At 68.6% G+C, this 22,173-nt stretch carries 24 protein-coding genes; 19 read left to right on the top strand and 5 right to left on the bottom strand.

Annotation, left to right across the window (positions count from 1 at the left end; all coding sequences use genetic code 11):
* The first annotated feature begins 75 nt into the window (after positions 1–75).
* A complete protein-coding gene (gene alr, locus O9255_RS12565; RefSeq protein WP_297867208.1) occupies positions 76–1,215 on the top strand; it encodes an alanine racemase in 1,140 nt (379 codons plus the stop codon).
* A gap of 31 nt (positions 1,216–1,246) precedes the next feature.
* Here alr and O9255_RS12560 read toward each other — a convergent pair whose 3' ends face one another.
* The 4 genes from O9255_RS12560 to rpsF all read right to left on the bottom strand — a co-directional run bounded on the left by O9255_RS12560 (position 1,247) and on the right by rpsF (position 4,054).
* The gene (locus O9255_RS12560; RefSeq protein ID WP_297867207.1) at positions 1,247–2,638 is read right to left on the bottom strand and encodes a replicative DNA helicase; all 1,392 of its coding nucleotides are present in this window, start codon (positions 2,636–2,638) and stop codon (positions 1,247–1,249) included.
* A gap of 188 nt (positions 2,639–2,826) precedes the next feature.
* Positions 2,827–3,276, bottom strand: a complete 450-nt coding sequence (gene rplI, locus O9255_RS12555) for a 50S ribosomal protein L9 (protein ID WP_297867206.1) — start codon at positions 3,274–3,276, stop codon at positions 2,827–2,829.
* Between the two features lie 95 nt (positions 3,277–3,371).
* Positions 3,372–3,644 (bottom strand): 30S ribosomal protein S18, encoded by a 273-nt coding sequence (gene rpsR, locus O9255_RS12550; protein ID WP_297867205.1) that lies wholly within the window; start codon positions 3,642–3,644, stop codon positions 3,372–3,374.
* Positions 3,644–4,054: a 30S ribosomal protein S6 gene (gene rpsF / locus O9255_RS12545; protein ID WP_297867204.1), complete on the bottom strand. Its 411-nt coding sequence runs from the start codon at positions 4,052–4,054 to the stop codon at positions 3,644–3,646. The genes rpsR and rpsF overlap by 1 nt, the downstream gene beginning before the upstream one ends.
* 331 nt (positions 4,055–4,385) lie before the next feature.
* Here rpsF and O9255_RS12540 point away from each other — a divergent pair, with 331 nt between their 5' ends.
* Entirely contained in the window at positions 4,386–5,675 is a 1,290-nt protein-coding gene (locus O9255_RS12540; protein WP_345781377.1) for a M12 family metallo-peptidase, read from the top strand.
* Positions 5,676–5,768: 93 nt separating this feature from the next.
* Here the strand turns inward: O9255_RS12540 and O9255_RS12535 are convergent, their stop codons facing one another.
* A complete protein-coding gene (locus tag O9255_RS12535; protein ID WP_297867202.1) occupies positions 5,769–6,110 on the bottom strand; it encodes an iron-sulfur cluster assembly accessory protein in 342 nt (113 codons plus the stop codon).
* Positions 6,111–6,243: 133 nt separating this feature from the next.
* Here O9255_RS12535 and asnS point away from each other — a divergent pair, with 133 nt between their 5' ends.
* From asnS to O9255_RS12450, 17 genes are all read left to right on the top strand, one after another.
* Positions 6,244–7,644: an asparagine--tRNA ligase gene (gene asnS / locus O9255_RS12530; RefSeq protein WP_297867201.1), complete on the top strand. Its 1,401-nt coding sequence runs from the start codon at positions 6,244–6,246 to the stop codon at positions 7,642–7,644.
* A gap of 24 nt (positions 7,645–7,668) precedes the next feature.
* Positions 7,669–7,962 carry a hypothetical protein gene (locus O9255_RS12525; RefSeq protein WP_297867200.1) on the top strand — a complete coding sequence of 98 codons (294 nt, stop codon included), beginning with the start codon at positions 7,669–7,671 and terminating at the stop codon, positions 7,960–7,962.
* A 112-nt stretch (positions 7,963–8,074) separates the two neighbouring features.
* Positions 8,075–8,338, top strand: a complete 264-nt coding sequence (locus O9255_RS12520) for a hypothetical protein (RefSeq protein WP_297867224.1) — start codon at positions 8,075–8,077, stop codon at positions 8,336–8,338.
* On the top strand, positions 8,335–9,108 hold the full coding sequence (locus tag O9255_RS12515) for an SDR family oxidoreductase (protein WP_297867199.1): 774 nt from the start codon (positions 8,335–8,337) through the stop codon (positions 9,106–9,108). The genes O9255_RS12520 and O9255_RS12515 overlap by 4 nt, the downstream gene beginning before the upstream one ends.
* 23 nt (positions 9,109–9,131) lie before the next feature.
* Complete coding sequence (locus O9255_RS12510; RefSeq protein WP_297867198.1) at positions 9,132–9,449, top strand: PilZ domain-containing protein; 318 nt, start codon at positions 9,132–9,134, stop codon at positions 9,447–9,449.
* A gap of 45 nt (positions 9,450–9,494) precedes the next feature.
* Positions 9,495–10,286: an endonuclease VIII gene (gene nei, locus O9255_RS12505; RefSeq protein WP_297867197.1), complete on the top strand. Its 792-nt coding sequence runs from the start codon at positions 9,495–9,497 to the stop codon at positions 10,284–10,286.
* Between the two features lie 48 nt (positions 10,287–10,334).
* Positions 10,335–11,771, top strand: a complete 1,437-nt coding sequence (locus O9255_RS12500) for an aldehyde dehydrogenase family protein (RefSeq protein ID WP_297867196.1) — start codon at positions 10,335–10,337, stop codon at positions 11,769–11,771.
* Complete coding sequence (gene can, locus O9255_RS12495; protein WP_297867195.1) at positions 11,756–12,412, top strand: carbonate dehydratase; 657 nt, start codon at positions 11,756–11,758, stop codon at positions 12,410–12,412. The genes O9255_RS12500 and can overlap by 16 nt, the downstream gene beginning before the upstream one ends.
* Positions 12,409–12,834, top strand: coding sequence for a RidA family protein (locus O9255_RS12490; protein WP_297867194.1), 426 nt, complete (start codon positions 12,409–12,411; stop codon positions 12,832–12,834). Before can ends, O9255_RS12490 begins: the two co-directional genes overlap by 4 nt.
* A gap of 25 nt (positions 12,835–12,859) precedes the next feature.
* Positions 12,860–13,390: a 3-hydroxyanthranilate 3,4-dioxygenase gene (locus tag O9255_RS12485; protein WP_297867193.1), complete on the top strand. Its 531-nt coding sequence runs from the start codon at positions 12,860–12,862 to the stop codon at positions 13,388–13,390.
* The gene (locus tag O9255_RS12480; RefSeq protein WP_297867192.1) at positions 13,387–14,346 is read left to right on the top strand and encodes a sodium-dependent bicarbonate transport family permease; all 960 of its coding nucleotides are present in this window, start codon (positions 13,387–13,389) and stop codon (positions 14,344–14,346) included. The genes O9255_RS12485 and O9255_RS12480 overlap by 4 nt, the downstream gene beginning before the upstream one ends.
* Position 14,347: 1 nt before the next feature.
* Positions 14,348–15,358: an amidohydrolase family protein gene (locus O9255_RS12475; protein ID WP_297867191.1), complete on the top strand. Its 1,011-nt coding sequence runs from the start codon at positions 14,348–14,350 to the stop codon at positions 15,356–15,358.
* Between the two features lie 8 nt (positions 15,359–15,366).
* Entirely contained in the window at positions 15,367–16,644 is a 1,278-nt protein-coding gene (gene kynU, locus O9255_RS12470; RefSeq protein ID WP_297867190.1) for a kynureninase, read from the top strand.
* Positions 16,629–18,014, top strand: a complete 1,386-nt coding sequence (locus O9255_RS12465; protein WP_297867223.1) for an NAD(P)/FAD-dependent oxidoreductase — start codon at positions 16,629–16,631, stop codon at positions 18,012–18,014. Before kynU ends, O9255_RS12465 begins: the two co-directional genes overlap by 16 nt.
* A complete protein-coding gene (gene sbcB, locus O9255_RS12460; protein ID WP_297867189.1) occupies positions 18,011–19,462 on the top strand; it encodes an exodeoxyribonuclease I in 1,452 nt (483 codons plus the stop codon). Before O9255_RS12465 ends, sbcB begins: the two co-directional genes overlap by 4 nt.
* A 12-nt stretch (positions 19,463–19,474) precedes the next feature.
* The gene (locus tag O9255_RS12455; RefSeq protein ID WP_297867188.1) at positions 19,475–20,020 is read left to right on the top strand and encodes a heme NO-binding domain-containing protein; all 546 of its coding nucleotides are present in this window, start codon (positions 19,475–19,477) and stop codon (positions 20,018–20,020) included.
* Positions 20,001–22,139, top strand: coding sequence for a GGDEF domain-containing phosphodiesterase (locus tag O9255_RS12450; protein WP_297867187.1), 2,139 nt, complete (start codon positions 20,001–20,003; stop codon positions 22,137–22,139). The genes O9255_RS12455 and O9255_RS12450 overlap by 20 nt, the downstream gene beginning before the upstream one ends.
* Positions 22,140–22,173: the final 34 nt, after the last annotated feature.

Below are 22,173 nucleotides of genomic sequence, written 5' to 3'. Positions count from 1 at the left end.
CGCGGCGTGCAGGGCACGTGGCCGACGGCCCTTTCCTGCCCGCAGCGCGCCATGCCACCCCCCTACAATTGCGCCATGAGCGACCTCGCCAGCCAGCGCCCCACCCGCATCCGCGTCGATCTCGACGCCCTCGCCGAGAACCTGCGGGGCATCCGCCGCCATACCGGCAAACCGGTGATGGGCATCGTCAAGGCGAACGCCTACGGCCATGGCCTCGTGCCGGTGGCAAGACACCTCGAAGCCCAAGGCATCGACCAGTTGGGCGTGGCCTTCGTCGAGGAAGGCATCGCCCTGCGCCGTGCGGGCGTGCGGGCGCCGATCCTCGTCATGGGCGGGGTGTACGGCAAGCAGCTGCAGGACTTCGTCACCCACGATCTCGAAATCACCGTCTCGTCGGTCGACAAGCTGCGCCTTGCGGAAGCCGCCGCAGAGGCGGCCGGTCGACAGGCCGTCGTCCACCTCAAGATCGACACCGGCATGGAGCGCGTGGGTGTGCACAGCTACTCGTGCCAAGGCCTCATCGACGCCGCCTTCGCCTCGCGCGGCTGCGTCGTCAAGGGCGTCTATTCGCACTTGGCCTGCGCCGACGACCCCGCACACCCGATGACCGCACAGCAGACCGCCCGTTTTGCGGAGGCCTGCGCCCACGTCGAGCGGGCCTGCGCCCGCAGCGGCGCGCCGATGCCGATCCGCCATCTGGCGAACTCCGGGGGCGTGCTGCATTTCCCGGACACCTGGCTCGACATGGTTCGTCCGGGCATCGCGCTGTACGGCGCCCTGCCCGACCCGGCTTCGAACGACCCGATCGGCTTGAAGCCGGTGCTGGCGCTGACCTCGCGCGTCGTCTACTTCAAGGTGGTCCGTGCCGGCGCGACGGTGAGCTATGGCGCGACGTGGACGGCCGGCACCGATACCCGGGTGATCACGATTCCCATCGGCTACGGCGACGGCTGGCCGCGCGCGCTGTCGTCCAAGGGCGAGGTGCTGGTGCGTGGCCTGCGCAAGCCGATCGTCGGGCGCGTGTGCATGGACCAGTTCATGGTCGATCTCGGGCCCGAGGGCACCGCCTACAACGAGGACGAGGTCGTGCTGATCGGCGCACAGGACGGCGAGTCGATCCGCGTGGAAGCGGTGGCCGAGCGGGCCGGCACCATCCCCTACGAGATCCTCACCGGCCTCAACGAGCGCATCCCCCGCGGGTACGTCGGCGGCTGAGCCGGCGAAGCGCGCGGCCCCCGATCACCGCTTATTCGAAGCTGCCCACCGAATCGCGGGCGAGGTTGTCGAAGCGCGTGTACTCGCCGAAGAACTTCAGCTTGACGGTGCCGGTCGCGCCGTTACGGTGCTTGGAGATCAGCACCTCGGCCAGGCCTTTGTCGTTGCTGTCCTTGTTGTAGTAGTCGTCGCGGTAGATGAACAGGATGATGTCGGCGTCCTGCTCGATGGCGCCGGATTCGCGCAAGTCGGACATCACTGGCCGCTTGTCGGTGCGCGATTCGAGGCCGCGGTTGAGCTGCGACAGCGCGATCACGGGCAGGTTGAGTTCCTTCGCCAGCGCCTTCAGCGAGCGACTGATCTCGGAGATCTCGGTGGCGCGGTTCTCGCTGTTGCCCGGCACCTGCATCAGCTGCAGGTAGTCGACGACCACGAGGCCGAGGTCGTGCTCGCGCTTCAGGCGGCGGGCCTTCGACAGCAGCTTCGCCGGCGACAGCGCCGGCTCGTCGTCGATGAAGATCTTCGATTCCGAGAGCATCTTCATCGCCATGGTGACGCGCGACCAGTCCTCGTCCTCGAGCTGGCCGGTCTTCAACCGGCCGGCGTTGATGCGGCCGATCGAAGAGATCAGACGGAAGGCCAGCTGGCTGGCCGACATTTCCATCGAGAAGATCACCACCGCCTTCTTCGACTTCAGCGCGGCGTACTCGGCCATGTTCAGCGCGAGCGTGGTCTTGCCCATCGCCGGTCGCGCGGCGAGCACGATCAGGTCGGAGGGTTGCAGGCCGGCGGTCATCTCGTCGAAGTCGGTGAAACCCGTTGGCAGGCCGGTCACCGTGCCCTGCGTCTCGTAGCGCACCTGCAGGAGCTCGAAGGCCTCCTTCATGGCCTCCTTCAGCGAGACCATGTCCTTGCGGCCGCTGCGGTTCTGGTCGGCGATCTTGAAGACGCGCTGCTCGGCCTCGGCCAGCAGGTCCGGCGTTTCGCGGTTGCCCGGGGCGAAGCCGTCCTCGGCGATCTGCGTGCCCACTTCGATCAGGCTGCGCAGCACCGACTTGTCGCGGACGATCTCGGCATAGGCGCGGATGTTGGCCGCCGAGGGCGTCGTCTGGGCCAGTTCGACGAGGTACGGCGTGCCACCGACCTGGTCGGCCAGCGCGTGCGACTCGAACCAGTCGCCGAGCGTGACGGCGTCGTAGGGCCTGCTTTTCTCCGAGAGCTCGGAGATGGCCTTGAAGATCAGCTGGTGGTCGCGGCGGTAGAAGTCCGTGTACGACAGCAGGTCGAGGATCTTCTCGAGCGCGTAGGGATCGAGCATCAGGCCGCCCAGCACCGCCTGCTCGGCGTCGATCGAGTGCGGCGGCACGCGCAGCGCCTCCACGCGGGGATCGATCGAGGCTCGGGGAGGAAGTCGTGCAGCCATCTCGGGGGTTCTACTCGGGGCGTCCCAGCGGTCGTACAGCGTAGGCGCGTTGGTGCCTGTGCCGTTGCAGACAAGTCTGTGGATAAGCGGTGGGAATCGTCGTCGCCTGGCGTCTCACGCTTTGCGACGGCGCCAAAGAAAACGGGCGCCGCGAGGCGCCCGTCTTCAACGACCGTGTACGGCAGGGATCAGGCGGCTTCGGCCTTGACCACGACCTTGACGGTGGCTTCGACGTCGGCGTGCAGGTGCACGACCACGTCGTACTCGCCCAGCGCGCGGATCGGGCCCGCGAGCACGACTTCCGACTTGGCGACCTGGTGGCCGGCCTTCGTCAGCGCCTCGGCGATGTCACGCGAGGTGATCGAGCCGTACAGCTTGCCTTCCGGCGAGGCGTTGGCGCCCAGCGTCACGTCGACGCCGTCCAGCTGCGCCTTGCGGCCTTCGGCGCCCGACAGCAGGGCCTTGGCCTTGGCTTCGTACTCGGCGCGCTTGGCTTCGAACGCGGCGATGTTGGCTTCCGTCGCCGGCACGGCCTTGCCGTACGGGATCAGGAAGTTGCGGCCGTAGCCCGGCTTCACGCGGACCTTGTCGCCGAGGCCGCCGAGGTTGACGACCTTCTGCAGGAGGATCAGTTCCATTTCTATTCCTTAAACGTTAGCGGGCCCTTGGGCCCGCAGCGGGTGCTGTCCGTTCGGACGAGTCACGCGGCGCCGCCCGGGGGCGGCACACGCGATCAATTGCGGTGGCTGTCGCTGTACGGCAGGAGGGCCAGGAAGCGCGCGCGCATGACGGCGGCGGCGAGCTGGCGCTGGTACTTCGACTTGGTACCGGTGATGCGGGCCGGGACGATCTTGCCCGTCTCGGTCAGGTACTGGCGGAGCGTGTTGAGATCCTTGTAGTCGATCTCCACCACGTCTTCGGCGGTGAACTTGCAGAACTTGCGGCGGCGGAAGAACTTCGAGCCACCGTCGCTGCGGCCCTTGCCGCGGGGGGTCTTGGGCTTCATCAGGCAGCCTCCACGCTGTCGTTGTCGTTGTCGGCCGAACCTTCGCCGTCTTCGTCACGGCGACGGCGTTCGCCGCGCTCGCTCTTCTCGTCCTTGCTCTTCAGGATGGCCGACTGCTCGGTCACCGCTTCATCGCGGGCGATGACGAGGTGGCGCAGGACGGCGTCGTTGAAGCGGAAGCTCTCGACCAGCTCCTTGAGCGTGGCCTGGCCGCACTCGATGTTGAGCATCGCGTAGTGGGCCTTGACGAGGTTGTTGATCGGGTAGGCCAACTGGCGGCGGCCCCAATCTTCCAGACGGTGGATGGCACCGCCGGCGGCTTCGATCGACGCCTTGTAGCGCTCGATCATCGCCGGCACCTGCTCGCTCTGGTCCGGATGGACCATGAAGACGATCTCGTAGTGACGCATGGAATGTTCCTTTCGGATGGCGGCCTTGCGGCCGGTCAGCCCCCGGCGGTTGCCGTGGAGCAAGGTCTGCCCGTGGGCAGCCCGCGATTATTCCGGCAAAAGCGTTTCTGATCAAGCGCTTCCGTGAATGCCAGCCCAAGGGCGGTGTTACAGTGTTACACCTAAGTATTTGATTTCATTGAGTTACCTTCATTTGACGACGGCGTGAAGGCGGCGTATCCCCGTGGGCAGGGAGCCGGCCCGGGGCCACTTCCTTTCAGGCGCTGCCCCCACCCGGGCCGGAATGGGGCGTCGCCACTCCAGGGGAACCAACGAAATGAGCGTGAACCCGATTCTGACCCGGGCGGTCGGCGCCTTGGCGCTTGCCGTCTCGTCCATCGCCGCTGCGGCGCCGGATCCGAACGACGCGGCGTGGCAGGCGATCCTCCGCGACCCATCGACCGCCGATGCGCAGCCGATCCTGCTCGATGCCGGACTGGCCAAGCGCAGCAACGCGAGCCTCGTCGACGACACCTTCCTGCAGCTCGACCTAGGCCGTGGCCGCCAGGTTGAAGCCATGCGCCTGCGCAGCCACGTGACCAGCGGCGGCGTCGAAGTGTGGCAAGGCCTTGTCACCGACACTGCGGACCTCGTCTCCGGTGCCACCGAGATCGCCGACGATCCGATGAACAGCGCCATCCTCGTGCGCAACGGCAGCAAGATCACCGGCAGCGTGCGCGTGGAAGGCCAGCTCTATCGCATCCTCCCGCTGCACGACGGCACGCAGGTGGCGGTGAAGGTGGACGAGTCGCGCATGCCGCCGGACCATCCCTACTCCTACGCGGGCGGCAGCCTCAGCCTGCCCGACCGTCCCTACGGCTTCCGCGCGCCGCGCTGGAACTGGACACCGGAGGCGGATGAGCCGACGCGCTACAACGAAGTCTTCGGCGACGCCGCCGTGGGCCCGACGGCCGTGGCCAAGGCCAATACCGTGATCCGCGTGATGGTCGTCGCCACCCAAGCCGCGGCCAACGCCAGCGGCGATCTCACCGGCCTGATCAACCTCGCCATCACCGAGAGCAACCAGGGCTACACCAACAGCGGTGTCCAGATCACGCTGCAGCTCGCCGGCCTCTCCACCACCACGTACACGGAGTCGGGCAGCTTCAGCACCGACCTGTCGCGCTTTCGCGGCACGACGGACGGCTTCATGGACAACATCCACAGCCTCCGCAACCAGAACACGGCGGACGTGGCCATGATCGTCCTCAACAACAGCACGTCCTGCGGCCTCGCCTCGGCCATCGGTGCCACGGCCACCACGGCCTTCGCCTCGGTGTCGCGCACCTGCACCACCGGCTACTACTCGTTCGCGCACGAGATCGGCCATCTGCAGTCGGCACGTCACGACCCCGCCAATGACCCGACCACCCGTCCCTACGCCTATGGCCACGGCTACCAGTCGCCGACCAAGGCCTGGCGCACGATCATGGCGTACAACTGCTCGCCGAGCTGCCCGCGCATCAACTACTGGTCGTCGCCGTTGCGCACCTATGGTGGCCAGGTGATGGGCACGTCGACGCGCAGCGACAACGCCCGTGTCCTCAACAACACGCGGGCGACGATCTCGTCCTTCCGCTGATCGTCTTCGGGTCCGCGGAGCCCCGGCTTCGCGGCACCGGCAAGAAAACGGCGCCCTCGGGCGCCGTTTTCGTTCGCCTCGCCCCAGTCAGGCTCAGGCAGGCAGGTCGTCCCGGGTCGTGAAGCTCTCGCCGCAGCCGCACTCGCCGGTGGCCTGCGGGTTGCGGAAGACGAACTCCTGGTTCAGCCCGCGGCGCACGAAATCGATCTCGGTCCCGTCCACATGCGGGAGGCTGGCGGCATCGATGAATACCGGGACCCCGTCGGCCTCGACCACCGTATCGCCTTGGCCGGCCGATGCGGCCACGTCGATGACGTAGGCGAAGCCGGAGCAGCCGTTCTTCCGGACGCCGAAACGCAGGCCCGTGCCGCCCGGTTGCTGGGCGATGTACTGGCGGGCGCGATCAACGGCAGCAGGGGTGAGCGAAACGGGCATGCGGGCTTGGGGAGCGGATCAGGCCGGGATGGCTAGAGTACCAGTGTAGCGCTGCCCGTCCGGCGGGCCACTGCAGGCTGCGTGAAGGCGGGCTGCACGGTATCCTCGCGGGTCCATGTCCTAGGCCCATCGCATGAGCGTCATCAGCATCCAGCAGGCCCTCGCCGGCCAGCCCGCCCCCGGCAGCACCGTCACAGTGAAGGGCTGGGTCCGCACCCGCCGCGATTCGAAGGCCGGCCTGAGCTTCGTGAATGTGTCGGACGGCTCCTGCTTCGCGCCGATCCAGCTGGTCTGCACCGGTGACCTCGCCAACTATTCGAGCGAAGTGGCGAAGCTGAGCGCCGGCTGCTCGGTGGTCGCCACCGGCACGCTGGTGCCCTCGCAGGGCCAGGGCCAGAGCTTCGAGATCCAGGCCACGAAGGTCGAGGTGCTGGGCTGGGTGGACGACCCGGAGACCTACCCGATCCAGCCGAAGCCGCACTCGCTGGAGTTCCTGCGCGAAGTGGCCCACCTGCGCCCGCGCACCAACCTCTTCGGCGCCGTCACCCGCATCCGCCACTGCCTCGCCCAGGCCATCCACCGCTTCTTCCACGAGGACGGCTTCTTCTGGGTCAACACGCCGATCATCTCGACCTCGGACGCGGAAGGCGCCGGCCAGATGTTCCGCATCTCGACGCTGGACATGATGAACCTGCCGCGGAAGCCCGACGGCAGCATCGACTTCTCGCGCGACTTCTTCGGCAAGGAAGCGTTCCTGACGGTCTCCGGACAGCTCAACGTCGAGGGCTACTGCCTCGCGCTGAGCAAGGTCTACACCTTCGGCCCGACCTTCCGCGCCGAGAACTCGAACACCGCCCGCCACCTCGCCGAGTTCTGGATGGTCGAGCCGGAGATCGCCTTCGCCGACCTCAACGACGACGCCAACCTCGCCGAGCGCTTCCTGAAGTACGTGTTCAAAGCCGTGCTCGAAGAGCGCATGGATGACATGCAGTTCATCGCCGAGCGCGTGCAGAAGGACGCCATCACCCGTCTGCAGGCCTTCATCGACGAGCCCTTCGAGCGCATCGACTACACCGAGGCCGTGTCGCTGCTGCAGAAGGCGCCGCACAAGTTCGAGTATCCGGTGGAATGGGGCCTCGACCTGCAGACCGAGCACGAGCGCTGGCTCACCGAGACGCACGTTGGCCGCCCGGTGGTCGTGATGAACTACCCGGAGCAGATCAAAGCCTTCTACATGCGCATCAACGACGACGGGAAGACCGTCGCGGCGATGGACGTGCTGGCCCCGGGTATCGGCGAGATCATCGGCGGCAGCCAGCGCGAGGAGCGTCTCGACGTGCTCGACGCCCGCATGCGCCAGTTCGGCCTCGACCCGTCGCACTACGAGTGGTACCGCGACTTCCGCCGCTACGGCAGCGTGCCGCACGCCGGCTTTGGCCTCGGTTTCGAGCGCCTCGTGGTCTACACCTGTGGCTTGTCGAACATCCGCGATGCCATCCCCTACCCGCGCGCACCGGGTCTGGCGACGTTCTGATGCCAGGGCTGGGTTCGACGCGCCATGGATGATTTCATCCTCTTCCTGATGCTTGGTCTGGCCGGTTCCGCCGGCCCGGCCCACATCGGCTTCCGCCTGCTGGCGCACCGCCATCACCGCGACCGCGGCTGGCCCTTCGCCGAAGGCACCGAGGACGGCCAATGGGGCTACAGCGCCTGGCTGATGAAGCGCGGCTACGTGCGCGACGCCGACCGCGACATGGGCTTTTTCGGCTTTTGGGCCATGCTTTCCGGCTGGATCGCCGCCGTCGCCATCGCCTGCGCGGCGGTGATGATCGTGATGCGCCAGTACCCCTGATTTGGAGACTCCCATGAGCATGAACAGCGGCATCGAGAGCGATTTCGACGGCGAGTACGACGAGCGCAGCCCGGTCGTCACGACCGCGTGGTGGGTGGCCTGCCCGGCGCGCATGCTCGTCTGGGCGCGGTTGCAGGTGCGCGAATCCGGCGTGGGCGACGTGCTGGATTGCGACGGCCAGGTGCTGGTGTACGACAGCGAGGACACCGCACGTGCCGCGTTGATGGACGCGGAGTTCCGCGCCCTCGATGGCCTCGACGATGACGACGTGGCCGGCTGGGGCATCCTGCTCGAAGACCTGATCCCGCCCGAGGGCGAGCACGACGACGATCTCGTGCCGCATATGATGCGGGCCCTCGAGGTGCCACAGCGGTGAGCACGCTCGACGGACGCCTCGCGCTGGTCTGCGGTGGCTCGGCAGGCATCGGCCTCGCCTCGGCACAGGCTTTGGCCGCCGCAGGCGCCCGGGTGCGCCTGCTGGCACGCACCGAGGCGACCCTGCGCGCCGCGCTCGCCACCCTGCCCGGCCACGGTCACGGGTTCATCGTGGCCGACGCCGCGCAGCCGGAATCGCTGGCGCGGCACGTGCACGCCGCCCTCGGCGACGAGCCGGTGGCCGTGCTCGTGAACAATTCCGCGGGTCCGCCCCCGGGCGCCATCGCGAACGCCACCGCGGCGCAGTTCCTCGACACGCTCCAGCAACAGCTGCTGGCGGCGCACGGCCTCGCCCAGCACCTGCTGCCGGGCATGCGCGCCCAAGGCTTCGGGCGGATCATCAACATCATCTCCACGTCGGTGCGCGAGCCCATCCCGAACCTCGGAGTCTCGAACACGGTTCGTGCCGCGGTCGCTGCCTGGGCCAAGACGCTCGCCACGGAAGTGGCCGCCGACGGCATCACCGTGAACTCGGTGCTGCCGGGCTTCACCAAGACCGCGCGACTGGCCCAGATCCTCGAGAACCGGGCCCGTGCGACGGGCCGGACCTTGGATGAGGTCGAAGCGGAGTTCCTGTCGGTGGTTCCGGCCGGGCGCTTTGCCGAGCCCGCCGAAGTGGCGGCGGCGGTGGCCTTCTATGCCTCGCCCGCCGCCGGCTACATTACCGGCACCACGCTCGCGGTCGACGGCGGCCGGACCAAGGCGCTGTGACCGCAATGCCCCGGGACGAGGCCATGGACGCCCAGAATCGACGCGACAACGAACGACTGCCTTTCGCCGCCGAGGTGCTGGTGGCTTGCCCGGACCGCGGCTGGCGCAGCGCGGTGCTCGACCTTTCCCCGGGCGGCTGCGCCTTGCTGCGTCCGGCCGGTTTCGAGCTGCACATCGGCGCGGTCGTGACCCTGTACTTCCTCACCCGCAACGGCCCGGGCCCGGGTGTTGGCGCACGCGTGGCGCGTATGGGCCCGCGCGATGTCGGCTTCGAATACCACGACGAGCAGACCGTGCCGCCCTCGCTTCACGCGACGGCCCCGGCCGCCGCCCGCGGCTGAGTCCCGTCGACGTCGTCTGCATCGTCGATCCCCGACGATGCGGGCATGCCTGAAGGTCCGGAAATCCGCCGTGCCGCCGACGAGTTGGCCGAGGCCATCGTCGGTGCGCCGATCGTCCATGCCGAGCTGAACCTGCCAACGCTCTCGAAGCGCGCCGGGTCGCTGGTCGGGCAGCGCGTGGTGTCGATCATGCCGCGCGGCAAGGCGCTGCTGACGCGTTTCGACCACGGTCTGACGCTGTACACGCACAACCAGCTCTACGGCGTGTGGCGCGTCGCGAACGCCGGCGAGCGTCCGGACACCACGCGCAGCCTGCGTGTCGTTCTCGAGTCGGCGCAGAAGGCCCTGCTGCTCTATTCGGCTTCCGATATCGCCCTGCTGGACGATGCGGGCGTCGCGGCGCATCCCTTTCTCGCCAAGCTCGGTCCCGACGTGCTCGATGCCGACACGACGGTGGCGGCCGTGCGGAGGCGCCTCGGTGAGCCGGCCTTCGCCGGGCGCCAACTCGGGGCGCTGCTGCTGGACCAATCCTTCCTCGGCGGTCTCGGGAACTACCTGCGTTCGGAAATCCTGTTCGACGCCGGCCTGCTGCCGATGCGTCGGCCGAAGGACCTCGATGCCGACGAGCGCCAGCGCTTGGCCGACGCCTGCCTGCGCATCCCGCGCCTCAGCTACGCCACCCGCGGGCGCCGGGGGAAGGCCTACAGCGCCAAGGGCGGCTTCCGTTTCATGGTCTTTGATCGCGAAGGCGAGCCCTGCATCGCCTGCGGCACGACGGTCGAGCGGCAGGAGGTCGGCACGCGTCGGCTGTACTGGTGCCCGCGCTGCCAGGCCTGAGGGGCCCGAACCTGTCCGTACGGGCCGCGTAGCGGCTACGCTTCGCGGATGACCCCGCGTTTCGCCCTGCACACTGATGGCGAGGACCGAGCCTCGGCGCGCGACGCGTGGTTGCCGGTGTTCGATCCCTGCACGGGCGCGGCCTGGGCCGAGGTGGCGGCGGCTGATGCGTCGGATGCCGAGGCTGCCGTTGCTGCGGCGCAGCGCGCCGCTCCGGCGTGGGCCGCGCAGAAGCCTTCCGAGCGTGCCCGATGGCTGGAGCGCATCGCTGATGCGCTGGAGGCCGACGCCGAGACCTTCGTCACGCTCGAATCGCGCGATACCGGCAAGCCCCTCGCGCTGTGCCGCGACATCGAGATTCCCCGTGCGGTCGCCAACCTGCGCTTCTTCGCCGCAGCGGCGCGCACCTTCGGCAGCGAATCGCACCACGGCGAGGTGGGGCTGAACATCGTGCTGCGCCCGCCGCTCGGCGTCGTCGCGACGATCAGCCCGTGGAACCTGCCGCTATACCTTTTCACCTGGAAGCTGGCGCCGGCCCTGGCGGCGGGCTGCACCGTGGTCGCCAAACCGTCCGAGGTCACGCCGGCCACGGCCACGGCCTTTGCCCGGCTGGCGACGCGCGTGGGGCTGCCGAAAGGCGTGCTGAACGTGCTGCACGGCGAAGGCGCCGTCGTCGGCGAGGCGCTGGTGCGGCACCCGGCGGTCAAGGCGGTCAGTTTCACCGGGAGCACGGCGGTCGGCCGACGCATCGGCGCGCTTTGCGGCGAGCAGTTGAAGAAGGTCTCGCTGGAGCTCGGCGGCAAGAACGCGACGCTCGCCTTCGAAGACATCGAGCCGCGCGAGGCGGTCGGGCTGGTGGCGCGAGCCGCGTTCCAGAACGCCGGACAGATCTGCCTGTGTGGCTCGCGGCTGTTGGTGCCGCGCTCGAGGCTGGATGAATGGCGGAACGCCCTGCGGGCAGAGCTGCCCTCGTGGACGGCCGGGCCGCCTTCCGATGCCGTGGCGCGGATCGGCCCCCTGGCATCGGCGGTGCAGGCCACGAAAGTGCGCGCCTACCTGGCACTCGCCGCCCAAGAAGGCGGAGCCGTGCTGGTGCAGGGTCGCGTGCTCGACAGTGCTGACCCCGCCGGCTGGTGGCAGGCGCCGGCCGTGGTCGACGGCGTCGGCATCGGCAGCCGCTGCGCGACCGAGGAGATCTTCGGCCCCGTGCTCACCCTGCACGCCTTCGAGGACGAGGCCGAGGCACTGGCGATGGCGAATGCCACGCCCTATGGCTTGTCCGCAACGGTGCTCACGAACGACCTCGCCCGCGCGCACCGCGTCGCCGCTTCGCTCGATGTCGGCCTTGTGTGGATCAACACCTGGATGCAGCGCGATCTGCGCGTGCCCTTCGGCGGCAACCGCCAGTCCGGCGTCGGCCGCGAAGGCGGCTGGGAGGCGATGCGTTTCTTCACCGAACCGAGGACGGTATGCCTGGCCACCTGATCCAGAGCAATCGCGAGTGGGCGGCCAAGGTCAAGGCCGAGGACCCCGATTTCTTCAAGCGGCTCTCCCGCCAGCAGGCGCCGGAGTACCTCTGGATCGGCTGTTCCGATTCCCGCGTGCCGGCCAACCAGATCTGCGGCCTGTTGCCCGGCGAGGTGTTCGTCCATCGCAACATCGCCAATGTCGTCGTCCACACCGACCTGAACTGCCTGTCGGTGATCCAGTTCGCCGTCGACGTGCTGAAGGTGCGCTGCATCCTCGTCGTCGGCCACTACGGCTGCGGTGGCGTGCATGCCGCGCTCAAGGGCCAGCGTTTCGGGCTCGCGGACAACTGGATCCGCCATGTCGGCGACGTCGCCGACAAGCATGCGGGCAGCCTGGCCCAGTGCGAGCTCGAATCCCTGCGCCATGCGCGGCTCTGCGAACTGAACGTGATCGAGCAGACCCGCAACGTCTGCCTGACGACGATCGTTCAGGACGCTTGGGCGCGCGGGCAGAACCTCTCCGTGCACGGCTGGGTGTACAGCCTCCATGACGGCCGGGTGCGCGAGCTCGCGATGGACGTGCGCAGCAGCGACGCGGTCGAGCCCACCTACGCCGAAGCCATCGCCCGCCTGCAGAAGCGCGAGGTTCTGGCGTGAGCGGGGCGGTGCACGCCAGTGCGGCGCCGAAGGCCGTCGGCCGCTATCCGCATGCGCGGCGCGTGGGCGACCTGCTGTTCCTCTCCGGCATCGGGCCGCGCGATCCGGCCACGAACGGCGTGCCAGGCAACGTGCTGGATGCGGATGGGCGCTTAGTGACGTACGACATTGTCGCCCAGTGCCACTCGGTGTTCGCGAATGTGCGTTCCGTGCTCGAAGCCAGCGGGGCGCGCTGGGAGGACCTCGTCGATGTCACCGTCTACCTCACCGACATGGCGCGCGACTTTCCGGCCTACAACGCGGTGTGGGCCGAGTGTTTCCCCGATGTCGACACCGCGCCCTGCCGGACGACGCTCGGCATCACCGCGCTGCCCACGCCGATCGCCATCGAACTGAAGTGCGTCGCCGCGCTTCGACGCTGAATCCCCTTCCCTTCCCGAGGCCCCGATGCTCGGCAACGCCTTCAACCTCCAGGCCTGGATCGACGAACACCGCCACCTGCTGAAGCCGCCGGTGGGCAACAAGTGCATCGTCGCCGGGGACTACATCGTGATGATCGTCGGCGGGCCCAACGAGCGCGACGATTTCCACATCGAGGAGGGCCCCGAGTGGTTCCAGCAGCTCGAGGGCGAGATGGTGCTGCGCGTGCAGGAGGACGGCCGCGTGCGTGACATCGCGATCCGTGCTGGCGAGTGCTTCTACCTGCCGCCGCGCGTGCCGCACTCGCCGCAGCGCAAGCCCGGGTCCGTTGGCCTCGTCATCGAGCGCAAGCGCACGGCCGGTGAACTCGATGGGCTGCGCTGGTATTGCGCCGCCTGCAACCACGCCGTCTACGAGGAGTTCTTCGTGCTGGACAACATCGAAACGCAGTTCGGCGCGGTCTTCGACCGCTACTACCGCTCCCTCGCGAATCGGAGCTGCGGCCAGTGCGGCCACGTGAACCCCGCGCCGGCGCGCTACAGCGGGGAGGCGGCGTGATCCTCTCCCCCGAACTGCTCGTCAGCAACCTGCTCTCCCCGGTGGTGCTGGCCTTCGCGCTGGGCCTGATCGCCCGCGCGTTGCGCAGTGATCTCACCATCCCTCCGGCGATCCAGAGCTACCTGTCGATCTTCCTGCTGCTGGCCATCGGCCTGAAGGGCGGCGTGGCCCTGCGCAGCACCTCCTTCGGCGACGTGGCGATCCTGCTCGGCGTCACCATCGTCGCGGGTATCGTCACCTGCGCGTCGGCCTACGCGATGGCGCGGCTGTGGTTGAAGGACGGCCCGCTCGAAGCCGGTGCCATCGCCGCGCATTTCGGCTCCGTCTCGGCCGTCACCTTCATCGCCGCGCAGCAATTCGGCGAGCGCAGCGGCCAAGCCCCGGAAGGCGTGCTAGTGGCCCTGGTCGTGGCGTTGGAGATCCCGGCCATCCTGCTCGGCCTGACGCTGGCCAAACGCGACGCCGGCCTGCAGTGGCACCAGGTGCGCGAGGTGCTGGTCGGCAAGACGGCGCTGCTGCTGATCGGCGGCATGGTCATCGGCGCCATCGCCACCAAGCACGGCACGGACGCGGTGAACCTGATGTATGGCCAGCTGTTCCAGGGCACGCTGATGCTGTTCATGCTCGACATGGGCATGGTGGCCGCCGCGCAGCTGCGCGGCATCGGCCGGGGCGCCTTCCGGTTGGCGGTCTACGGGGTTTCCCTGCCGTTGCTGCACGGGATCATCGGCACCGCGCTCGGACACTGGGCGGGCCTTTCCCCCGCGGGTGCGGCCGTGTTCGGCACGATGACGGCCAGCGCGTCCTATATCGCCGCGCCGGCGTCGGTCCGCGCCTCGCTGCCGGAAGCCAACGTCGGGCGCTGCATCACCGCGGCGCTCGGCATCACCTTCCCGTTCAACCTTGCGATCGGCATTCCGATCTACTTCGCGTTCGCCGCCTGGCTCGGGGCCTGACATGCTGAAGATCGACACCCACGCGCACTACCTTCCGGACCGCTGGCCCGACCTCGCGGCCAAGTACGGCGATGCCCGTTTCCCGGTGATCCACCACGGTGACGACGGGCGCTGCCGCATCTACAAGGACGGCAAGTTCTTCCGCGAGATCTGGCCGAAGACCTGGGACCCGGCGATCCGCATCGCCGATTACGCCCGCTTCGACGTGCAGGTGCAGGTGATCAGCACGGTGCCGGTGATGTTCAGCTACTGGGCGAAGGGCCACCAGGCGCTGGAGCTGCATGTCGCGCTGAACGACCACATCGCCGAGGCCTGCCGCGAGCATCCGCGCCACTACGCGGGGCTCGGCGTGGTGCCGCTGCAGTCGCCCAGCCTCGCCGTGCGCGAGCTGGAGCGCTGCATGGATGGCCTCGACCTGCAAGGCGTGCAGATCGGCTCCCACATCAACGAGTGGAATCTCGATGCACCGGAACTCACCGAGTTCTGGCAGGCGGCCGAAGACCTCGGCGCGGCGATCCTCGTGCACCCGTGGGACATGATGGGCGCGGAATCGATGCCCAAGTACTGGATGCCGTGGCTGGTGGGCATGCCGGCCGAGCAGTCCCGCGCCGCCTGTGCGCTGATCTTCGGCGGCGTGCTCGAACGCCATCCGCGCCTGCGCGTCTGCCTCGCCCACGGCGGCGGCAGTTTCCCGTACACGATCGGGCGCATCGAGCATGGCTTCCACATGCGGCCCGACCTCGTCGCCACCGACAACCCGCGGAATCCGCGTGACTACTTCGGCCGCCTGTTCTTCGACTCCTGCGTGCACGACCCGCGCGCGCTGCGCTACCTGATCGACGTCGCCGGTGCCGACACCGTCATGCTGGGCACCGACTACCCCTTCCCGCTCGGCGAGCAGGAGCCCGGCTCGGGCATCGCCGCGCTCGGGCTTTCCGAGGCCGAGCAGGCCCAACTCTTCCACGGCACGGCCCTGCGTTGGCTCGGCCTGCCGGCGTCACGATTCGCTTGAGGATTTCGATGGATCTTTCGCTCGACCACGACGCCTGGGCCCTCGCCCAGGATGCCGCCGACCCCTTGGCGCGACATCGCGCGGCCTTCCACGTGCCCCAGCACGAGGGGCGCGACCTGCACTACTTCGTCGGCAATTCGCTGGGACTGCAGCCTCGCGCCGCGGCCACGGCCATCGCCGAGGAACTGGCGAGCTGGGCGACGAATGCGGTGGAAGGGCATTTCCGCGGGGACCGTCCGTGGATGCATTACCACGCCACGCTCCGCGAACCGATGGCGCGCGTCGTCGGGGCGCTGCCCTCCGAAGTGGTGGTGATGAACACCCTCACCGTCAACCTGCACCTGTTGATGGCGAGCTTCTACCGGCCCACGCGCGAACGGCCGGCCATCCTCATCGAAGCCGGCGCGTTTCCGTCGGACCGCCACGCCGTCGAGTCGCAGATCCGCTTCCACGGCTTCGATCCCGCCACCGACCTGATCGAGCTCGAGGGCGACGAGCCGAACGGCCTGATCAGCATGGCGGCCATCGAGCGCGTGCTGGCCGAGCACGGCTCCCGCATCGCGCTGGTGCTGTGGCCGGGGGTGCAGTACCGCACGGGCCAAGCCTTCGACCTCGCGGCGATCACTGCCCTGGCCAAGGCGCAGGGCTGCGCCGTGGGTTTCGACCTCGCCCATGCCGCTGGCAACCTGCCGCTCGCCCTGCACGACAGCGGCGCCGATTTCGCGGCCTGGTGCACCTACAAGTACCTCAACAGCGGGCCGGGCGCGGTCGCCGGTGCCTTCGTCCACGAGCGTCACGGCCGCCGCAGCGACCTGCCGCGACTCGCGGGCTGGTGGGGGCATCGCGCCGACACGCGATTCCTGATGGCGCCGCAGTTCGAACCCGCGGAGGGCGCCGAAGGCTGGCAGATGAGCAACCCGCCGATCCTCGCGATGGCACCGATCCGGGCCTCGCTCGAACTGTTCGACGCGGCCACGATGCCGGCCCTGCGGGCGAAGTCGCTGAAGCTCACGGGCTACCTCGAAGCCCTGGTCAACGCGCATCTCGCAGGGCGCATCGAGATCCTCACGCCTGCTAATCCCGCGCGCCGCGGCTGCCAGCTGTCGCTGCGCGTGGTCGGGGGCCGTGCCATGGGCCGGGCGCTGTTCGAGCATCTGGCCGCGAACGGCGTGCTCGGCGACTGGCGCGAGCCGGACGTCATCCGCATCAGCCCGGCGCCGCTCTACAACCGCTTCACCGACGTCCTCGCCTTCGTCCGCGCCGTGCGCGACTGGCGCCCGTCATGAGCCGCGCCTACACGATCGTTGGCGGCGGACTGGCCGGTGCGCTGCTCGCCGCCCTGCTCGCCCGTCGCGGCCACCGGGTCGATGTGTTCGAGCGCCGGCCGGACGCGCGGCTGCGCGGCTACGAGGGCGGGCGCTCGATCAACCTGGCGCTCGCGGCGCGTGGCCTTGCCGTACTGCGCGAAGCCGGCCTTGGTGACGCCGTGCTGGCGCAGGCGGTGGCGATGCGCGGTCGCATGGTCCATCCGCGCGAAGGGCAGATCAACTTCCAGCCGTATGGCCGGGTTGATCGCGAATGCATCTGGTCGGTGCATCGGGGCAATCTCAACCTCCTGCTGCTCGACGCGGCCGAACGTGCCGGAGCACGCCTGCATTTCCACCAGCGCTTGAACTACGTCGACTTCGCCGCACGTCGCGCCGAACTGGTCAACGACCACGACCGCAGCGTGCAGTGGATCGATTTCGATGCACTGATCGGCGCCGACGGCGCCGGCAGCGCGCTGCGCGCCGCGATGCAACGCCATGTCGACCTCCACGAGCACTTCGAGCCGCTGGGCCACGGCTACAAGGAACTGGAGATCCCGCCGCTCGAAGATGGCGGCTTCCGCATCGCCCGCGACGCGCTGCACATCTGGCCGCGCGGCGGCTACATGCTGATCGCGCTGCCGAACACCGAGGGCACGTTCACCGCGACGCTCTTCCTCGCCCACCGCGACGGCACCCCGAACTTCGAGCAACTGCCCGATGCGGCCGCAGCGCGGGATTTCTTCGAACGCGAGTTCCCTGATGCGCTGGCGCTGATGCCGGGTCTGGCCGCCGATTGGGCCGACAACCCCACCAGTGGCCTCGCCACGTTGCGCTTGCGGCGCTGGCATCTCGACGGGCGCGCCGTGCTCATTGGCGATGCGGCCCACGCCATGGTGCCCTTCCACGGCCAAGGCATGAACTGCGCCTTCGAGGACGTGGCGGCGCTGGACCGACTGATGGCTGAGCACGAGGACAGCGTCGATGCCTTCGCGGCCTTCGAGGCGGACCGTCGCCCGAATGCCGAGGCGATCCAGGCCATGGCGCTGGAAAACTACGTCGAGATGCGCGATTCCGTGGACAACCCGGACTGGCGGCGCCAGCGGGCGCTGGAACTGCAGCTCGCCGAGCGCCATCCCGGCCGCTTCGTCCCGCGCTACTCGATGGTGAGCTTCACCCGCACGCCCTATGCCGTTGCGCTGGAGCGCGGCCGCTGGCAGCGCGAGCTGCTGGTGGAGGCAACCCGCGGCATCGACGACCTTTCCTCGATCGACCTCACGGCGCTCGATGCGCGCATCGTCGATGGCCTCGCCCCCTTGCCGGAGGACTGGCTGGAGCTGGCGCGTTGAGCTTCCTCTGGTACGACCTCGAGACCTTCGGCCGCGATCCGCGCCGCTCGCGCATCGCGCAGTTCGCCGCGATCCGCACCGACGACGACCTCCGCGAGGTCGATACGCCCGTTTCATTGTTCTGCCAACCGGCCGGCGACGTGCTGCCCTCACCGGTCGCCACGGCGATCACCGGCATCGCGCCGCAGCGCGCCATGGCGGAGGGCCTTCTCGAAGCCGAGTTCTTCGCCCGTGTCCACGAGCTGATGGCCGAACCGGGCACCTGCGCCGTGGGCTACAACAGCCTTCGATTCGACGACGAATTCATCCGTTTCGGGCTGTATCGCAATTTCTACGACGCCTACGAGCGCGAGTGGCGAAACGGCAACAGCCGTTGGGACCTGCTGGACGTGCTGCGTCTCGCCCGGGCGCTGCGGCCCGAAGGCCTCGAATGGCCGCTTCGCGAGGATGGGCACGCGAGCTTCAAGCTCGAGGAACTCGCCAACGCCAATGGCGTCCGCGAAGGCTTGGCCCACGAGGCGCTCAGCGACGTCCGCGCGCTGATCGGCCTCGCCCGGAAGTTGAAAGACGCGCAGCCCCGTTTCTGGGATTACGTGCTGAAGCTTCGCGACAAGAAGACCGTGCGCGGCCTCTGCGACCTCGTGGCTCACACCCCCCTGCTGCACGTCTCGGGGCGTTTCCCGCCCGGGCAGCGGCACGCCGCGCTTGTGGCGCCGCTCGCCGTGCATCCGTTGATCGGCACGCGCGTGATCGCCTACGACCTCGGGGTCGATCCCGCCGGGTTCGCGCTGCTGGACGACGCGACGCTGAAGGCTCGCCTATTCACGCCACGGGCGCAGCTGCCCGAGGGCGTCCAGCGCCTGCCCCTGAAGGAGATCCACACCAACCGCTGCCCGGCAGTGCTGCCCTTGGCCCACGTGCGGCCGGCGGAGCTCGAGCGCCTGCACTTGGACGCCTCGATGGCTCAGGAGCGCGCAGGATGGCTGGCCGCCCACCCGCAGTTCATTGCGCGCTGCGTGTCGCTGTTCTCGGAGTCGCGCGATTTCGGCGAGACCGATGCCGACGGCGATCTCTATGGCGGCTTCATCGGCGATGCGGACCGCCGGCTGTTTCCGCGGATCCGCACCGCCGCACCGGCCAGCCTGCCGGCGTTCGAGGCCCAACTGCAGGATCCCCGACTCAAGGCCTTGCTCTTCCGCTACCAGGCACGGAACTGGCCGGAGTCTCTGGATACGGAACAGCGGCGCGCGTGGGACGCGTGGCGCCGTGACCGGTTTCACGCTTCGGCGCCGGCCGAGGGCACGCTTGCGAGCTACCTCACGGAACGCGAAGCTGCGCAGGCGATGCTCGCTGGCACCGGTGACAATGCCGCCCTTCGTGCGGCCGATCAGTGGGTCCGCGAGAGACTGGCCGAAGTGGGGATCGACATTCCCGACACCCTTGCCTGAGGAGGCGCGTCGATGCTTGGGATCGTGTTCACCGAATTCATGGAAATGGTGGAAGAGCGCTTCTCGCCCGATGTGCTCGATCGGATCATCGAACAAGCGGCGCCGGCCAACCAGGGCGCCTACACCGCCGTGGGTTACTACCCGCACGAGGAGATCGTCGCCCTCGTGGTCGCGTTGTCCGAGCAGACCGGCCTTCCCGCCGGGGCGCTGGTGCAGGCCTTCGGCGAGCATCTCTTCGGGCGCTTCACCCAAGGCTACGCGTCCCTGATCGATGGACGGCGCGGCACGATCGATTTGTTGTGCCAGTTGGATGGCGATATCCACGTCGCCGTGCGAAAGCTCTATCCGGAAGCCCGGTTGCCGCGCTTCCACGTGATGTCCCGCGAGGGCGACACGCTCCATCTGGCGTACGAGTCGCCGCGTGGCATGGAAGCACTGGCCCAGGGGCTCATCGTTGGCGCCATCCGGCACTTCGGTGAGTCGCTGCAGGTGGATTGGGAACACGGAACGTACGAAGGCCGCCCGGTTTCGGTGTTCCATGTCCGTCCCCGTCCCTGAGGAGGCCAGCAAGGCGGACGAATTGCACGAGCGCCGTCTGGCGCGGGAGCGCGCTGCGCGGAAGGAGGCCGAACGGCTGCTCGAGGGCAAGAGCCTCGAACTCTTCGAGGCGCTGCAGGCCTCCGAGCGGTCACAGCGGCGGCTCGAACTCGCGCTGTGGGCGAGCGGCGAATCGATCTGGGAGTGGGAGGCCGAGACCGATCTCGTGCGCAGTGCGCGCTACGTCGCCCTCGATGCCCCGCCCCAGGAGACCTCGGCCCTCCTGATCGACGTGCTGGATGCGATCCATCCGGCCGATGTGGAATCGGTGGTGCTGGCATGGCGGCTCCACCTTGCCGGCAGTTCAGCCGAGTACGACATGCAGTACCGGCTGCGCGACGGCCAGTCATGGCGCCGCAGCCGCGGCCGGGTCATCGAACGCGATGCGTCCGGCATCGCCCGCCGCATGGTGGGCACCACCAAGGACATCACCCGCCAACGCGAACAGGACGAGTCCCTTCGCGTCCTGGGCCACGCGTTCGCCAACTCGCGCGACGCGCTGGTCCTGTGCGACGGATCCTGGCGCTTGCTCGAATCCAACGCGGCGTTCCACGCCCTTTCGGGATTCACCCATGATTCGGCGCGGCGCGTCGCGATCGCCCATGCTATTCCGGCGCTCGTCGAGGCCTTCGTTCGCGAGGGCTCGGCGGCGACCCACCTATGGGTGCCCGATTGTCGGTTGCAGCTGCCGGGCGCCAGCATTCCGGTCGATGTCTCGGCCACGATGCTGCCGGGAACCGGCCAACGATCCGCGCAATGGATCGTGTCGATCAAGGACCTTCGCGAGGCGAAGCGTCTGGAGATCGAGCTGGCGACGGCATCACGCATCGATGCGCTGACCGGTCTCATCAACCGGGCGGCGGCCACCGACGCGCTGACGGTGAGGATCGCCGAGGCCGGCGAGCGACCGGTGCCGACGCTCTGGCTCAACCTCGATGAATTCAAGGTCGTGAACGACGGGCTAGGCGCGCGCGAAGCAGACGGCGTGCTGGCGCACTGCGCCGAACGCGCACTGGGCATGATGCCCGCCGGCTGGCTGCTGGCGCGCTGGGGCGGCGACGAACTTCTGGCTATCGGCCCCCCGGGGCAGGATGCCCAGCACGGCGTCTCCGTGGGCCGAGCCCTTCTTGCCGCGCTGGCCGAGCCACTGGCGGTAGCGGGCACGTCACTGTCACTCACTGCCAGCGCCGGCCTCGCGGTGTATCCCGAGGACGGTGAGTCGGCGGAGGTGCTGGTGCTCAACGCCGGGACCGCGCTGCGCTACGCCAAGCGCCGCGGACGAGCGCGGTTGGAGGCCTACGAGCCCAGCCTCGATGAGCATGGACTGCAGCGCCTCACGATGGTCAGCCTGCTCCGTCGCGCTTGCGATCGCGACGATTTCCGCTTCGTCGCCCAGCCCCGCGTCGATGCCGAACGTCGTATCGTCGGGTACGAAGTGCTGGTGCGTTGGCACTCCCCGGAACTGGGCTGGGTCAGCCCGGTGCAGTTCATTCCCCTGGCGGAAGAGAACGGGCTCATCGATCGCATTGGTCGCGCTGCGATCCGCGCCGCGGTCACGCTGGCTGCGCAGTTGCATCGATCCGGGCGACAGGCCCTCGTCAGCGTCAACCTCGCGGCCAAGCAACTTCAGGACCCGATGCTCAGCGAAATCCTGCGCTCCGAGCTGGCGGCCGGAGGCGCCAGGCCGGAAGACATCGAGCTCGAAGTGACCGAATCCGGCCTGGTGCAGGACATCGAAAGTGCCCACCGGCTACTCACCCAGCTGCGCAGCGAAGGATTCACGCTGGCGCTCGATGACTTCGGCACGGGGTACTCGTCCTTGAGCTACCTCCAGACCCTGCCCTTCCACAAAGTGAAACTGGACCGCAGTTTCGTGAAGGACGTCACCGACGACGCGCGCGCTGCACGACTCATCGCCGGCGTCGTCGACCTTTGCTCGGCCCTCGACATGCAGGTGGTAGCCGAAGGGGTCGAAACCGAAGGCCAGTTCGCGCGGCTGGTGGCGCTGGGGGCCCCGGAGTTCCAAGGCTTCCTCTTCCATCGCCCCCTCGATTTCGACGCGATCGCCCGCCTCCCCTGAACCCGTGATTCCCGCGTGGCCCCGATGCAGGGAG

The organism is Silanimonas sp. (assembly GCF_027530345.1).
Taxonomy (GTDB): domain Bacteria; phylum Pseudomonadota; class Gammaproteobacteria; order Xanthomonadales; family Xanthomonadaceae; genus Silanimonas.
This window is presented reverse-complemented; position numbering and strand designations above follow the sequence as displayed.

Excerpts from the sequence above, each read along its gene's own strand:
- O9255_RS12510 (WP_297867198.1), top strand. The coding sequence starts at position 9,132 with ATGGACGCCCAGAATCGACGCGACAACGAACGACTGCCTTTCGCCGCC.
- kynU (WP_297867190.1), top strand. The coding sequence starts at position 15,367 with ATGGATCTTTCGCTCGACCACGACGCCTGGGCCCTCGCCCAGGATGCC.
- O9255_RS12485 (WP_297867193.1), top strand. The coding sequence starts at position 12,860 with ATGCTCGGCAACGCCTTCAACCTCCAGGCCTGGATCGACGAACACCGC.
- O9255_RS12450 (WP_297867187.1), top strand. The coding sequence starts at position 20,001 with ATGTCCGTCCCCGTCCCTGAGGAGGCCAGCAAGGCGGACGAATTGCAC.
- O9255_RS12500 (WP_297867196.1), top strand. The coding sequence starts at position 10,335 with ATGACCCCGCGTTTCGCCCTGCACACTGATGGCGAGGACCGAGCCTCG.
- asnS (WP_297867201.1), top strand. The coding sequence starts at position 6,244 with ATGAGCGTCATCAGCATCCAGCAGGCCCTCGCCGGCCAGCCCGCCCCC.
- O9255_RS12520 (WP_297867224.1), top strand. The coding sequence starts at position 8,075 with ATGCTCGTCTGGGCGCGGTTGCAGGTGCGCGAATCCGGCGTGGGCGAC.
- O9255_RS12475 (WP_297867191.1), top strand. The coding sequence starts at position 14,348 with ATGCTGAAGATCGACACCCACGCGCACTACCTTCCGGACCGCTGGCCC.
- O9255_RS12455 (WP_297867188.1), top strand. The coding sequence starts at position 19,475 with ATGCTTGGGATCGTGTTCACCGAATTCATGGAAATGGTGGAAGAGCGC.
- can (WP_297867195.1), top strand. The coding sequence starts at position 11,756 with ATGCCTGGCCACCTGATCCAGAGCAATCGCGAGTGGGCGGCCAAGGTC.
- rpsF (WP_297867204.1), bottom strand. The coding sequence starts at position 4,054 with ATGCGTCACTACGAGATCGTCTTCATGGTCCATCCGGACCAGAGCGAG.
- O9255_RS12535 (WP_297867202.1), bottom strand. The coding sequence starts at position 6,110 with ATGCCCGTTTCGCTCACCCCTGCTGCCGTTGATCGCGCCCGCCAGTAC.
- O9255_RS12560 (WP_297867207.1), bottom strand. The coding sequence starts at position 2,638 with ATGGCTGCACGACTTCCTCCCCGAGCCTCGATCGATCCCCGCGTGGAG.
- O9255_RS12525 (WP_297867200.1), top strand. The coding sequence starts at position 7,669 with ATGGATGATTTCATCCTCTTCCTGATGCTTGGTCTGGCCGGTTCCGCC.
- rpsR (WP_297867205.1), bottom strand. The coding sequence starts at position 3,644 with ATGAAGCCCAAGACCCCCCGCGGCAAGGGCCGCAGCGACGGTGGCTCG.
- rplI (WP_297867206.1), bottom strand. The coding sequence starts at position 3,276 with ATGGAACTGATCCTCCTGCAGAAGGTCGTCAACCTCGGCGGCCTCGGC.
- nei (WP_297867197.1), top strand. The coding sequence starts at position 9,495 with ATGCCTGAAGGTCCGGAAATCCGCCGTGCCGCCGACGAGTTGGCCGAG.
- alr (WP_297867208.1), top strand. The coding sequence starts at position 76 with ATGAGCGACCTCGCCAGCCAGCGCCCCACCCGCATCCGCGTCGATCTC.